This is a genomic window from Saccharopolyspora mangrovi, assembly GCF_035320975.1.
Lineage (GTDB): Bacteria > Actinomycetota > Actinomycetes > Mycobacteriales > Pseudonocardiaceae > Saccharopolyspora > Saccharopolyspora mangrovi.
The window spans coordinates 149,523-162,077 of the sequence record NZ_JAWLNX010000012.1 but is presented as its reverse complement, the minus strand read 5'-3'; the positions used below and the strand labels follow the sequence as shown (position 1 = coordinate 162,077).

Here is a 12,555-nt window from a genome sequence, read left to right as displayed (position 1 = left end):
AAGCTCGGGTGCGGTGGTTGTGGAGTGTCTATCGAGTCCCCGGCAGTCTTAGCCCGAGTCGGGAGTCAAGCTCGTGGAGCAGCTGGTTCAACACCTGCTCGGCGATGCCGGCCGCGGCATGGTCGTCGTTCTCGACGAACTGCTTCCGAGCGTTGTGAACAGTTTCGATGGCGTCGAACAGGTCAGCGACCTGAATCGTCGGCGTTCCCGGATGGGTCCGGTGCATCCGCATCACCTCCAGGCTCCGGCTGGCCGGGACACGTTCGCGCATGGTGCCAGAGCGGGCTGAACAGTTGAAGGTAGCACTCGGGCAGCTGCCGAGATCACGCGGGAGTTGGAGGAGTTTGCTTGTCGAGCGCTTGCTCGTTGCAGGTCGATTCCGCCAGGCGGCTCCGGTGTTCGTCTTCTCGCGCTGGGCTCGCCGGAGCCTCCGGTAGGTTCGGCGCGTGGAATTCGTGCCGCTCGCTTCGTTGCTCGGTGTCGTGCTGGTGGAGTTGGGCATGGTGCTGACTCCTGGGCCCAACATGGTCTACCTCGCCTCGCGAGCGACCTCGCAGGGGCGGCGCGCCGGGCTCGTGTCGCTGGCCGGGGTGGGGATCGGGTTCCTCGTCTACCTGGTCGCCGCCGCTGCCGGCCTGTCGGCCCTGTTCGTGGCCGTGCCGGAGGCGTACCACGTGGTGAAGTTGCTGGGTGCGGCCTACCTCGCGTGGATGGCGTGGCAGATCCTGCGTCCCGGTGGAGCTTCACCGTTCGAACTGCGCGACCTGGTGCCGCATTCGGCCGCTCGGCTGTTCGGCACGGGACTGCTGACGAACCTCCTGAACCCCAAGATCGCGCTCCTGTACACCGCGCTGATCCCGCAGTTCATCGACCCCGCGCTGGGTGCGACGTGGTGGCAGTTCCTCCAGCTCGGCCTCGCGCAGATCGTCGTCGCCGTGACCGTCAACGGCCTCATCGTGCTCACGGCCGCCGCACTCGCCGGATACCTCGCCCGGCATCCCCGCGTGCTGCGCGCGCAGCGCTTCGCCTCCGGCACCCTGTTGGGCTTCTTCGCCGTCCGGATGGCCACCAGCCGCCCCAGCTGAGCCGGAAGCGGCAGAAGACCGCAGATCACCCCCAGTGACCTGCGGTCTTCTGCTGGACTTGCGGTTACTTGATGCCGAAGTACTGGACGGCGTTGACGCCGCCTTCGCCGAACGAGCCGCCGACGGCCCACGGGGTGGTGTGCTCGTGCCCGGCGCCGTCGAGCTGGACCGAGAACTTGCCGGGCGAGGTGATGCCGCCGATGTGGTAGTGCCCGCTCGCGTCGGTGAACGCCTCGTAGCCCGTGTCGTCGGAGGTCGGGTTGACCCACACCCGGAAGCCCTCCGCGCCGGGCTCGTCCGGCTGCTGCTGGCGATCGCCGTTGAGGTCGTGGAACACGGTCCCGGACACCGAGCTCGGCTCGGCGGCCGATGCGGGCAGCCCGCCGACCGCGGCCAGCAACGGTGCCGCGACCAGTGCGGCCAGAACTGCTCGTGCCATGCAATCCTCCTCAACAGGACGGCGGTGAGCGCCGCCCAGGCGTGATCCCCAGCGAAAACCGCCGCCTGCGCCGGTCTTCGTCCACAAGACGCAACAACCCCACCGAAGGTTGTTCCCGCGAGCGGCGATTTCTACGACACCTCTCCGTCGACCAACGAGTCCTCCCGCTGCGGGCGCGCATCGCGCGTGCCGTGTTGTCGAGGTACGGCGCGAGGCGTTCGTAGTCCTCGGCCGAGTACCACCCGCCGGGCAGCGCGATCTCGAACGACCTGATCACCCCTCGCATCCGCACCGCGATGTCGCGATCGGTCAGCGCGGGTGAACCCCGCCGGGCATGGGAACAGCCGCGATCTCGTGCGCGTGCTGGTCGCACTCGGCGCAAGCCGGGAAGAACCAGGCCTCCTCGCTGAGATCGGCTTCCTCGCCGTCACGCAGAGCGCACCCGGATTACGGCGGTGTTCCGTTGAGCACCCGGATTACCGCCGTAATCGGGGACCCGAATACCGGCGTAATCAGGTTCCCGATCAAGGCCGTAATCGGGAACGTCCCTGCGCCTGGGGCGGCGCCGGGGCGTTCTTCGTTCGTCGCGGGAGGTGGGTCATTCCGCTCGGGAGACCTTGACCATCTCGTGGAAGTCTGCCCGTCAGAAGGACGCTCGGTCGCCGCTGTTCGTGACACCAAGGATCGGGCGGGCTGCTTCGTCGCTGATCAACAGCAGTGGTCGGTGTTCATCGAGGCGGTGAAGGACGACAGGTTCAGCGGCTGAACGCAGCGTCGTGAAGCACGTGACCCATCGCTTTCTCCCGGTTCTCTCGAGGTGGTGTCGCCAGAGGGTGGTTCTTGCCAGAATTGCCCGTGGTCGATGTCCTCTTAGCCCGGTCAATTTTCACCAGGACTGCCCGGTGACCGGGAGAGCTCGCGGGTGACGGTTGCGGAGGTCGGGATGGTGGGGTTCGGGGATGTCGTGGCCGCTTCGCGGCGGTTGGAGGGGGTGGGGCACCGGACGCCCGTGCTCCGGTCCCGGTTGGTGGACGAGGTCGTGGGGGCTGAGGTCTTCTTCAAGGCCGAGAACTTCCAGCGGATGGGGGCTTTCAAGTTCCGGGGTGCCTTCAACGCCGTGTCGGAGCTGTCCGAGGAGCAGCGGCGGCGGGGCGTCGTCACCTACTCCTCCGGGAACCACGCGCAGGCGATCGCGTTGGCCTGCCAGCTGCTCGAGGTGCCGGCGACGATCGTGATGCCGCACGACGCTCCGGCCGCGAAGGTGGCTGCCACCAGCGGTTATGGCGGGAACATCGTGCGGTACGACCGCTACGCCGAGGACCGCGAGGAGATCGGGGAGGCGCTGGCCGCCGAGCAGGGGCTCACCTTGATCCCGCCCTACGACCACCCGGACGTGATCGCCGGGCAGGGCACCGCTGCCAAGGAGCTCTTCGAGGACGTCGGCGAGCTCGACGCGCTGTTCGTGCCGCTCGGCGGAGGCGGTCTGCTGTCCGGGACGGCCTTGGCCACCAGGGCCCTGTCTCCCGGCTGCCTGCTGCTCGGGGTCGAGCCGGAAGCCGGCGACGACGGGCTGCGGTCGTTGCGCAGCGGCGAGATCGTGCACATCGACACGCCCCGCACCATCGCCGACGGGGCGCAGACGCAGCACCTGGGCGTGCACACCTTCGAGATCATCCGGCAGGCCGTGGACGGCATCCGGACCGCGAGCGACGACCAGCTGGTCGAGGCGATGCGGCTGTTCGCGACCTACCTGAAGATCGTCGTCGAACCCACCGGATGCCTCGGGCTCGCCGCCGCCCGCAACGCCGGGGGCGAGATCGAGGGCAAGCGGGTCGGCGTGATCATCAGCGGCGGCAACGTCGACCTGGTGCGATACGCGAACCTGCTGGCTGGCCAATAATCAGTCACGTGACTTAAGGTGGCTCCCATGAATGCCGCGACCTCCCGGGCCAACGCCACCAAGGAGCGCATCCTCGACGTAGCCGAGCGGCTCTTCGCCGAGCAGGGCGTCTTCGCCGTGTCCAACAGGCAGATCAGCGAAGCCGCAGGTCAGGGCAACAACGCCGCCGTCGGCTACCACTTCGGGACCAAGTCCGACCTGCTGCGCGCCATCGTGCGCAGGCATGCCGAGCCGGTCGAGGTCCGCCGGGAGCAGCTGGTGGCGGAGTGCGGCGACTCCCGCGAGGTGCGCGACTGGCTGACGTGCCTGGTGCTGCCCTCCGTCGAACACCACGCCTCGCTGCGCGATTCGACGCTCGCGCGCTTCACCGCGCAGCTGATGAGCGACCCGTCGCTGCGCGAGCTCGTGGTGTCCGAAGCCCTGTCCGGTCCGACGCTGATGCGGGTCATGGACGGCCTCAACGACTGCCTGCCGGACCTCCCGCTGCGGGCCAAGATCGTCCGCAACGACATGACCCGGCACGTGCTGGTGCACATGATGGCCGAGCAGGAACGCGCCCTCGCCGAGGGGGCAGCCCGTCTGACCTGGGAAGAAACCGCGGAGAACGTGATCGACGCGCTCACCGGTCTGTGGCTGGCGCCGGTCACCGGATGAACCGGGAGACCGAGAACGTGAGCTCAGTGCTGGTCGTGGGCGCCGCAGCAGCCGGGTTGACCACGGCGGACGCCTTGCGGCGCAAGGGTTTCGACGGCGACCTGACGGTGCTCGGTGCCGAAACCCACCCGCCCTACGACCGCCCGCCGCTGTCCAAGCAGGTGCTGTCCGGGCGGTGGGAGGCCGAGCGGACGGCTCTCCGCAGCGCGGAAGCGCTGGCGAAGCTGGACGTGGAGCTGCTGCTCGGCGATCCGGCGGTCGGTCTGGACGCGGCCGAGCGCACCGTGCGGACCGCGTCCGGGCGCGAGCTGCGGGCGGGCGCGATCGTCGTGGCCACGGGCGTTCGTCCGCGCCGGCTGCCCGGTCAGGACGGGCTGTCCGGGGTGCACGTGCTGCGCACCCTCGACGACAGCGTCGCGTTGCGCGCCGATCTGCTCGCGGCCGAGCGGCTGGTCGTGGTCGGGGAGGGCGTGCTCGGCAGCGAGATCGCCGCGACCGCGCGCGGCATGGGGCTCGACGTGACGCTGACCGGCCCGCTCGCCGCGCCGATGGCCGCCCAGCTCGGCCCGGAAGCCGCTGCTGCGCTGGGCGGACTGCACGCCGGTGAGGGCGTGCGACTCCGCCTCGGGACCGCTGTCGACGGGTTCGTCGGCGACGCGGGCGCGGTCAGCGGGGTCCGGTTGGCCACCGGTGAGGTGCTCCCCGCCGACGTCGTCGTGGTCGCGATCGGGGCCGATCCGGTGACCGACTGGCTGGAGGGCAGCGGGCTGAAGGTCGAGCGCGGGCTGGTGTGCGACTCCCGCTGCCGCGCCGCTGAGGGGATCTACGCGGTCGGTGACGTGGCGCGCTGGGAACATCCGGAGTACGGCCTGATCCGCCTGGAGAACCGGACCAACGCCGGCGAGCAGGCGATGGCCGTCGCCGACAACATCCTCGGCGGCGACCGCGCCTACCGCCCGGTCCCGTACTTCTGGACCGACCAGTTCGACGCGAAGATCCACGTGCACGGCGTTCTTTCGCCCGACGACGAGGTGGCCGTGGTCGAAGGCGACCGGGCCGAGCGGCGTTTCGTGCAGCTGCACCACCGCGACGGCCGTCCCGTCGGCGTGCTCGGATGGAACCTGCCCAAGCAGACCCGGCAGCACCGGAAGGCGCTGGTGGAGTCCCTCACCCGCTGACCTGGCAGGTCAGTTGGCGGCCACCAGGTGCCGGGACTCCTCCTCCTGGTCCATCTCGACCCGGACCGCGGCGATCTGGCGGCGGCCCCAGCGCTCGGAGAAGCCGTAGCGGTGGCCCAGCTGGGCGCCGGTGATCGGTTCGCCGATCTCCAGCGAGAGCCGGTAGTCGCGGCGGGCGAAGGTCCGCTTGTCCTCGTCGCTGAGCGGGTCCGCAGGAACGGGCGGCAGCGTGAGGGTCTGCTCGGACGGGTTCGGCCGGTCGTCCTCGGAAGTCGTTTCATCCGGGAGGTTTTCGTCGTACGCGGGTTCGTCGGCGCTGGTTTCCGGTTCGGGCGGGTGGGTTTCGCGTTCGACCGGCGCTGCGGGGGTCTCCTGGACGACGACGGTTTCCCGTTCGGCGGCGGGCTCTTCCCCGGCCCGCTCCTCCGTGGCCTGTTTCTCCGCGGCCTGCTTCGGGAGTTCCTGCGTCGGCCGATGCGGCTGAGGTGCGCCGTTGGTGCGCTCCACCGGTTCTGGCGCGGGTTGCGGTTTCGGCGCTGCGGCGGCGGGTGCGATCGCGGTGCGGGCCTCGTCCTGCACGCCGAGACCGGCGATCTCCGAGACCGGGATGTCGGTGACCTGGCGACGGAAGGCGCCCGCGGTGCCCTCGCGGTCGACCAGCCAGCGCAGCACGAGCAGTCCCGGGCGCAGCCGCAGGCGCCGCTTGCCGTGGCGTTCCTCGAAGTCGGCGCGCAGCTCGGCGAGCACGACGTCGAAGACCGCGACGGCCGCGACCGGCAGGCCGGCGGCGACGATGCGGGCTTCCGGCGTGAGCTGGTGGATCCAGTTGATCCACGACGAGATCGCGGTGAAGATCCACATCAGCAGTCGGCCGCGCACGGCGCTGCGGCCGTAGATCGACGCGCGGTAGGTGATCAGCGTGGCGCCGAAGGCCGCGCCGTCGAAGGTCGCCGGGATCAGCCACGCGGTCCAGTAGCTGAAGCCGACCATCTGGTCCTGGCCGTACGCGTGCAGGCCGACGAAGCTGGCGCCCCAGCCCATGAGTGCGGCGAGGGCGACGAACCCCAGGGCGGCTCGGGACAGCCAGAGCCCGTGGCCGGATCTCGTGCTCGGTTGCTCGCTCAACGTCGATCCAATGCAGCCGGGTCATCGCGGGACCCGCTGATCCTAGACAAACACCACCCGATCAGGTGACATCCTCGGCAGGTTGGGTTGGCATCGATCTTGTCGACTTCTCGCCACATCGGCGAAGCTCCCAGCTCAGGGCCACGGCGCGGGAGAACCGGAAGAACCGGCGTGATCCGCGCTCACTCCGGCAGGTGGAAGGGGACCGTGCGCCAGGGGCTGCCTGCGTCGGTGAGCAGAGCGCGGTGGGCTTCCAGCACGTCGGTGTAGGTCGGGCCGAACGCCTCGTCGTCGAAGTGCAGGCAGCGGCCCAGGATGTAACCGACGGAGAACTCCGCCCACGACCCGTAGCGGGACCGCGCCTCCTGCCCGACCAGGTCCAGCGCCTCGTACATCTCCGCCTGGGTCGCGTAGCGGGCTCCCCGGCCCCAGCGGGCCACCTTCGACGCCCGCCCCAGGTCCCACGCCGCGACCGTGCGCACGTGGCCGTCCGGCGGCAGCAGCTCGTCGGCGCGGAACCGGGCCTCGTAGCGGATGATCTTGCCGACGAGCCCGCACAGGAAGTCCGCGTAGGAGTCCACCTCCGGACTCCCGCCGCGTTCGGCCGACGCGCCCGGCACGTTCGCCGCGATGTTGTTGCGGATCGTGGTGTCCACGCACTCCCGCCACCGCTGCGGATCCACCTGCGGTCTCTCGGTGCTGGCCAGGAAGTTCCGCGCGCCCAGCACGAAATCCCAGTCCGAGGTGCTGACATCGCAGTTGAGCAGCCGGTTCTGCAGGGTGATCCAGTCCTGGCGCACCTTCACGCCCCAGCCGTCGGCCAGCCGCTCCACCTCGCCGCTGTAGCCGAGCCCGTGCCAGTCGAGGTTGTTCCACGCGTCGCCGTTGAGGAAGCACAGGTGCGCCCCGCAGGCCAGACCGTGCAGCAGCTCGGTCGGTTCCGCACCCCGGCTCATCCGCGTCACCAGCCGGTTGCCGCCGAAACCCGTTGTGCCGCAGCGGTCGTAGGCGTCCAGCCAGCGTTCCCGCTCCTCGTCGGTGACCTCCAGGTACAGCTCGCACGGCGTGTTCGCGTTGACCGCCAGCACCTCGACCTCGTCGGGGACGATGTCCGCCAGGGTGCGGATCGAGGCGAACTCGTAGACCAGGTAGGGGTGCGGGCGCGGCAGCATGTCCTGCGTGTAGACGAAGGTCGCGATCCGGCCGTCTCCCAGCGCGGAGGTCACCATCTGCCGCTTCGCGGGATTGCCGTGCGCGTGCACCAGCGCCACCGGGTGGTAGGCGCCGACGGCGGCCAGCACGCACAGGTAGGTCCAGGGGTCTTCGTCGACTGCTGCTGCGCAAAGCTCTCTTTCGACTGCGGTCGGCGGAACGAACGGTTGGTCCCTGGGGATGATCGGGACGACCTCGTCGTGGTCGTCGACCTCACCCACGGTGTAGTACGGGCCAGAAGCCCCGCCGAGCGGAGGAATCACACCGGCGAACTTACCGAGCACCCCCAGGACGAAGCCGCCATCTGCGACAACTTGCCAAGGCGCCCGTCCCGCTCACAGCGCCGCGACGGCTTGGTCGAAGTCCCCGATGAGGTCCTCCGGGCTCTCGACCCCGACGCTGATGCGGACGAGGTCGTCGGTGACGCCGAGGGCGAGCCGGTCCTGCGGGCTCATGCCCGCGTGGGAGGTCGCGGCAGGGCGGGTGATCAGCGATTCCACCCCGCCGAGGCTGGGCGCGTCGAACGGCAGCCGCAGCGCGTCGATGAGCTTCTGCGCCGCCGCGACGCCACCGGTCGGGCGGATGCTGAGCATCCCGCCGAAACCGTCGAACAAGGCCGAGGCCCGCTCGTGGTCGGGGTGGGAGGCCAGTCCTGGGTGGTTGACCTGGTCGATCTCGGGTCGCCCGGCGAGGAATTCGGCCAGCCGCAGTGCGTTCTCGTTCTGCGCGCGCACCCGCAGCGCCAGCGTCTTCAGGCCCCGGGCCAGCAGGAACCCCGCGTGCGGGTCGAGGCTGCCACCGAAGTGGTTGGCGGTGGTGCGGGCCCGCTCGACGTGCTCGGCGTGGCCGACGATCGCCCCGGCCACGATGTCGGAGTGGCCGTTGAGGTACTTCGTCGCGCTGTGCAGCACCAGGTCGAAACCGGCGGTCACCGGGCGGAAGTTCACCGGCGTGGCGAAGGTGTTGTCGATCAGGCTGATCAGCCCGTTGGCCCGCGAGAACTCAGCGACCTCGGGCAGCATGCCGACCCTGACCAGGGGGTTGGTGATGGTCTCCACGAGCACCGCCTTGGTCTGCGGGGTGCGCGCGGCCTCCCAGGTGTCCGGGCGGTGCGGGTCGATGAAGGTGTAGCTCCAGCCGAAGTCGGCGGCGTGGTGGGTCAGGAAGTCGTGCGTGCCGCCGTAGAGGTGGTCGCCCACCAGCAGGTGGTCGCCGCTGCGCAGCACGCTGTGCAGCGCGGTGGAGATGGCGGCCATCCCGGAGGCGGTGGCCAGCCCGGCTTCCGCGCCCTCCAGCGCGGCGAGCTTGTCGTGCAGGTAGGACTGCGACGGAGTCGAGTTCAGCCGGATGTAGCGCAGGTCGTGGTAGTCGGTTCCGCTCGGCACCGAGTACACCGTGCCCTGGTAGATCGGGTACACCACCGATCCCTCGGGGCCCGGGCGGCGCTCGCCGCCGTGCACCGCCCGCGTCTCGATCCGGTCCTCGTCCATCCTGGCCCCTCCCGGTGCTCGACCTGATCGTCAGCCTAGGAACGCGCCGACGCGCCGGGAAGGGCATGTGTTTTGACCTGATCGGGTGACTCTCGGTCGGGTGGTACTGGCTTCGGGGTGCTGAACCGGAAACTCCTTCACTCCCATGCACCCTCCGTGGCCCCTCCCCGGACCGAGCGGAACCGGCCGCGCGCCCTTCACCGCTCATGACGACCAAAGTGGACTCTGGGTGTTCGGAACGATTCTTGTGGTGGATTCCCGGCCCACCCCGCCAATGCCGATGAACACAAGTTGAGAGCAGTTCAGGTCAATGCGGAAATGCATGTCCGGGCGCGCTCCGCTCCAATCTTTTTCGGGCTGCCCCGACGCCGGAACAAATACGACCGGCGTATGCCACCGGAATTCACCGAGCTGAGGCGCGCGAAGCGCCGGCGGCGCCAGGAGTGAAGCACAATGGCATTGCGAAAAAGACCCGTAATCAATGATGTTCTCGGTTTCCTGCTCACCGCCGGGCTCTGCGCCGGTGGAACAGCTGCGGCAGCGGTCGCTGTGCAGGATGCCCACCCCGAGCGGAATATCCCGGCGGTGCACCCCGTTGCGCACGTCACCGCCGTCCCCCCGATCGATTCCGGACCACCAGCTCGCCGGCCCGCGCCGTGGCTCGCGCCGACCCGAGGCGTGATCAGCAGCGGTTTCGAGATGAGGTGGGGCGAGATGCACAAGGGCATCGACATCGCCAACGACGTGGGCACGCCCATCCGGGCGGCCTCCGCGGGCACCGTCATCGATTCCGGCCCGGCCAGCGGGTACGGGCTGTGGATCCGAATCGCGCACGCCAACGACACGGTTTCCACCTACGGCCACATCGATTCGTCCCAGGTCGAAGTGGGCCGAAAGGTGCAAGCCGGTGATCTCATCGCCACGATGGGCAATCGCGGCCAATCCACCGGTCCGCACCTGCACTTCCAGATCGAGATCGAGGGGGAGGCGGTCGATCCGGTCCCGTTCTACGGAGAGGCTCGGATGCTGACCGATTGGCCCGAGCATTAGGAATTGGTGCGGCGCACGGCGTTCGCACTGCTCATCACGTTCCAGCGCACCGGCGGGCCGCCGGATGCCGTTCGGCCCACCCGGTTGAACGGCATCCCGGCGGCGCTGCCACAGTGTCCTGACCCCGGAACCGCCCAGCACTCCCCGGCATCGCGCCACTCACTGTTATCACTGCCGGGTATTGCGAGCTTCGCGGCACTCGAGCCCAGCGGTGATCACTCGGCGCAGTCGATGATGGACCTAAAGGCCTAGTCGAGAGTCACCCTCCTGGCCGATTGTCGTGGAACTCCGGGAGACACTTCGATCGCACTAACGCGCTGGAAGGACATGTGATGGAGCGAGTGGATACGGCCGGAATCATCGGCGGTGGGGTGCTCGCCGAGGACCGCCAGCAGGGGGACAGCGTCCATCAGGGGGACTGGGAGCGTCGGATCGCCCAGCGCTCCGAGGAGCTCTACCGGGAGCGCATCGTGCAGCGGCTGCTGCTCGTGTGGGCGGTCCCGGGGAACCTGCTGCTGGCGGCGGTGGGAGTCGCGCTGCTGGCGTTATCGGCCTCGGTGGTGCCCGCAGCGGTGACGTTCTTCGTCACCGTCGCGTCTGCGGGCGTGGCAGCCGTGTTCGTGTACCGGCAGCACTTTAAGGTTCGCGCGGTGGACACCGACCTGCGCGCGCTCGAAGGTGCGCACCGCGAACAACTGCTGGACGAACTGGGGACCGGCGACCTGCTCGACGCGCACAAGCGCTACCGGGCGCAGCTGCCGGAGCTGATCGAGCGCTACCGCCACGAGGCGCGCAGCGACCGCTGGAAGGACAGCGCGCTGCAGACCGTCGTCATCGGGGGGTCGATCGTCGCCGCCACGGCCACGGCGACCGCGGCCTCCGTCGCGGAGATCCGCTGGTTCGCCATCGGACTGAGCCTGCTGGTGGCGGTTTCCGCCGCGTACGCGGGTTATGCCAAGCACCGCGACCGCAGCGCCTCCTGGCAGGAGACCGCCGACGCGCTGGAGCGCGAGTACGAGGCGGTGGAACTGCGGGTGGGCCGCTACCGCCGTTTCGACTCCGAGCGCGAGGCCTACGCCGAATTCGCCGAAGCGGTCGAGGCGTTGCGCGCCGAACGGGCCCGGCGGTTGCCGTCGGCAGTCAACGACGGGCTCATGCAGTAATCAAGATCGGTGGGCATTCCCTCGATAGTGAAGATGGGCTCGCGCTTGGCAATCACGCGTTGTTGATATTTCCTCCCGACGTGATCGCTGAATAGTGGCAAGTGTTTCTTCCGTAATCTCCGCCGGGCGCACAGGACTCGGCCTGTGCAGAGAGGAGCATTGCGATGAAGCGCACCTTTACCGCGGCGGCCGCCGTACTGGTCGGTGGCGCCGGCGCCGTCGGTTTCGCGACCACGGCCACAGCTGCCGAGACCCCGCAGCTGCCGGCATCGCTGCCCACGGACAACGGCGTGGCCAACACCGTGTTCCACGCCGCGGGAACCGTCGCATCGGCGCAGAAGACCGTCGGTGACGTGGTCCCGCTCGAAAAACATCTCACCGGCCGCTCCGGAGACCCGGTCAGCCAGGTCGTCAGCGGCACCCCCGCTGCCGGGCTGGTCAAGCCGGTCGTCGACGCGGTGCAGGACGCCAGCACCGGTCACACCCACAGCCTCGACCCGGCCTCCGCGATCGACGAGGCCCCGCTGCCGTCCGGCTCGACGCTGCCCGCGGGCAAGAGCGGTCTGCCGGGTCTGGACGCGCTCGGTCCGGTGTCCGACGTCGTCGGCGGTCTTCCGGTCGGCTCGACGCTGCCCACCGGTAAGAGCGGTCTGCCGGGTCTGGACGCGCTCGGTCCGGTGTCCGACGTCGCCGGTGGCCTGCCGGTCGGCTCCGCGCTGCCCACCGGCAAGACCGGTCTGCCCGGCCTGCCCGGTCTCGACGCGCTCGGCCCGGTGACCGACATCGCCGGTGGCCTGCCGCTGGCCGACTCGCTGCCCGTCGGCAAGTCCGGTGCGACCGACGCGCTGCCCACCACCCTCACCGGCACCCTGGACCAGGTCACCCAGAGCGCCCCGCAGACCAAGCCCGGCCAGCTGCCCACCAACATCGTCGGCGACACCGCGAGCAACGTGCTGGAGAACAACACCGAGCTCGGCGGCGCTCCGCTGCCCACCGGCAAGAGCGGCGACCCGGTCAGCGACGTGGCAGGTGGCCTCCCCGTCGTCAGCGACGCGCAGAACCTCACCGGCAAGACCGGTTCTCCGCTGGACAAGGTCAACGACGTGGTTTCGCACGGGCCGCTCGGCAGCGCCACCCAGCTCGGCAACTGACATCCCCGGCCCGGCCCACCCGTCGACGAACCGGCGCATCCCCTTCCTGCCGGGCGAACCGGGTGAACAGCCCCCGACACAACAGCATTCACACCTCGCCCCGCCCCT

Annotated in this window: 13 protein-coding genes; 8 read left to right on the top strand and 5 right to left on the bottom strand. The window is 69.6% G+C overall.

The window, feature by feature from the left end:
* The first annotated feature begins 73 nt into the window (after window positions 1-73).
* Both R4I43_RS18570 and R4I43_RS18565 read left to right on the top strand, forming a co-directional pair.
* On the top strand, window positions 74-289 hold the full coding sequence (locus R4I43_RS18570) for a hypothetical protein (protein WP_324266900.1): 216 nt from the start codon (window positions 74-76) through the stop codon (window positions 287-289).
* A gap of 157 nt (window positions 290-446) precedes the next feature.
* Window positions 447-1,085: a LysE family translocator gene (locus R4I43_RS18565; RefSeq protein ID WP_324266899.1), complete on the top strand. Its 639-nt coding sequence runs from the start codon at window positions 447-449 to the stop codon at window positions 1,083-1,085.
* A 64-nt stretch (window positions 1,086-1,149) separates the two neighbouring features.
* On the opposite strand, the gene R4I43_RS18560 is transcribed toward R4I43_RS18565, so the two are convergent.
* Window positions 1,150-1,524 carry an SdrD B-like domain-containing protein gene (locus tag R4I43_RS18560; RefSeq protein ID WP_324266898.1) on the bottom strand — a complete coding sequence of 125 codons (375 nt, stop codon included), beginning with the start codon at window positions 1,522-1,524 and terminating at the stop codon, window positions 1,150-1,152.
* A gap of 922 nt (window positions 1,525-2,446) precedes the next feature.
* Between R4I43_RS18560 and R4I43_RS18555 the strand changes: the two genes are divergently transcribed.
* Genes R4I43_RS18555 through R4I43_RS18545 form a run of 3 tightly spaced genes read left to right on the top strand, consistent with a single transcriptional unit; the run spans window position 2,447 to window position 5,256 of the window.
* Window positions 2,447-3,424, top strand: a complete 978-nt coding sequence (locus R4I43_RS18555; RefSeq protein ID WP_456115128.1) for a threo-3-hydroxy-L-aspartate ammonia-lyase — start codon at window positions 2,447-2,449, stop codon at window positions 3,422-3,424.
* A gap of 27 nt (window positions 3,425-3,451) precedes the next feature.
* A complete protein-coding gene (locus tag R4I43_RS18550) occupies window positions 3,452-4,078 on the top strand; it encodes a TetR/AcrR family transcriptional regulator (RefSeq protein WP_324266897.1) in 627 nt (208 codons plus the stop codon).
* On the top strand, window positions 4,075-5,256 hold the full coding sequence (locus tag R4I43_RS18545) for an NAD(P)/FAD-dependent oxidoreductase (protein WP_324266896.1): 1,182 nt from the start codon (window positions 4,075-4,077) through the stop codon (window positions 5,254-5,256). The genes R4I43_RS18550 and R4I43_RS18545 overlap by 4 nt, the downstream gene beginning before the upstream one ends.
* Window positions 5,257-5,265: 9 nt before the next feature.
* Here R4I43_RS18545 and R4I43_RS18540 read toward each other — a convergent pair whose 3' ends face one another.
* The 4 genes from R4I43_RS18540 to R4I43_RS18525 all read right to left on the bottom strand — a co-directional run bounded on the left by R4I43_RS18540 (window position 5,266) and on the right by R4I43_RS18525 (window position 9,686).
* Window positions 5,266-6,381 (bottom strand): DUF2637 domain-containing protein, encoded by a 1,116-nt coding sequence (locus R4I43_RS18540; protein WP_324266895.1) that lies wholly within the window; start codon window positions 6,379-6,381, stop codon window positions 5,266-5,268.
* A 182-nt stretch (window positions 6,382-6,563) separates the two neighbouring features.
* A complete protein-coding gene (locus R4I43_RS18535) occupies window positions 6,564-7,856 on the bottom strand; it encodes a DUF1266 domain-containing protein (RefSeq protein WP_324266894.1) in 1,293 nt (430 codons plus the stop codon).
* 72 nt (window positions 7,857-7,928) lie between these two features.
* Window positions 7,929-9,083, bottom strand: a complete 1,155-nt coding sequence (locus R4I43_RS18530; protein ID WP_324266893.1) for a trans-sulfuration enzyme family protein — start codon at window positions 9,081-9,083, stop codon at window positions 7,929-7,931.
* 204 nt (window positions 9,084-9,287) lie between these two features.
* On the bottom strand, window positions 9,288-9,686 hold the full coding sequence (locus R4I43_RS18525) for a hypothetical protein (protein ID WP_324266892.1): 399 nt from the start codon (window positions 9,684-9,686) through the stop codon (window positions 9,288-9,290).
* Between the two features lie 111 nt (window positions 9,687-9,797).
* Between R4I43_RS18525 and R4I43_RS18520 the strand changes: the two genes are divergently transcribed.
* The 3 genes from R4I43_RS18520 to R4I43_RS18510 all read left to right on the top strand — a co-directional run bounded on the left by R4I43_RS18520 (window position 9,798) and on the right by R4I43_RS18510 (window position 12,447).
* A complete protein-coding gene (locus R4I43_RS18520; protein ID WP_324266891.1) occupies window positions 9,798-10,133 on the top strand; it encodes a M23 family metallopeptidase in 336 nt (111 codons plus the stop codon).
* 332 nt (window positions 10,134-10,465) lie between these two features.
* Window positions 10,466-11,296, top strand: a complete 831-nt coding sequence (locus tag R4I43_RS18515) for an SLATT domain-containing protein (protein WP_324266890.1) — start codon at window positions 10,466-10,468, stop codon at window positions 11,294-11,296.
* Between the two features lie 164 nt (window positions 11,297-11,460).
* Entirely contained in the window at window positions 11,461-12,447 is a 987-nt protein-coding gene (locus R4I43_RS18510) for a hypothetical protein (protein WP_324266889.1), read from the top strand.
* Window positions 12,448-12,555: the final 108 nt, after the last annotated feature.

What these genes read in the sequence shown, in the direction of transcription:
- R4I43_RS18560 (WP_324266898.1), bottom strand. Translation starts at nt 1,524, where the DNA reads ATGGCACGAGCAGTTCTGGCCGCACTGGTCGCGGCACCGTTGCTGGCC.
- R4I43_RS18550 (WP_324266897.1), top strand. Translation starts at nt 3,452, where the DNA reads ATGAATGCCGCGACCTCCCGGGCCAACGCCACCAAGGAGCGCATCCTC.
- R4I43_RS18545 (WP_324266896.1), top strand. Translation starts at nt 4,075, where the DNA reads ATGAACCGGGAGACCGAGAACGTGAGCTCAGTGCTGGTCGTGGGCGCC.
- R4I43_RS18530 (WP_324266893.1), bottom strand. Translation starts at nt 9,083, where the DNA reads ATGGACGAGGACCGGATCGAGACGCGGGCGGTGCACGGCGGCGAGCGC.
- R4I43_RS18520 (WP_324266891.1), top strand. Translation starts at nt 9,798, where the DNA reads ATGCACAAGGGCATCGACATCGCCAACGACGTGGGCACGCCCATCCGG.
- R4I43_RS18515 (WP_324266890.1), top strand. Translation starts at nt 10,466, where the DNA reads ATGGAGCGAGTGGATACGGCCGGAATCATCGGCGGTGGGGTGCTCGCC.
- R4I43_RS18510 (WP_324266889.1), top strand. Translation starts at nt 11,461, where the DNA reads ATGAAGCGCACCTTTACCGCGGCGGCCGCCGTACTGGTCGGTGGCGCC.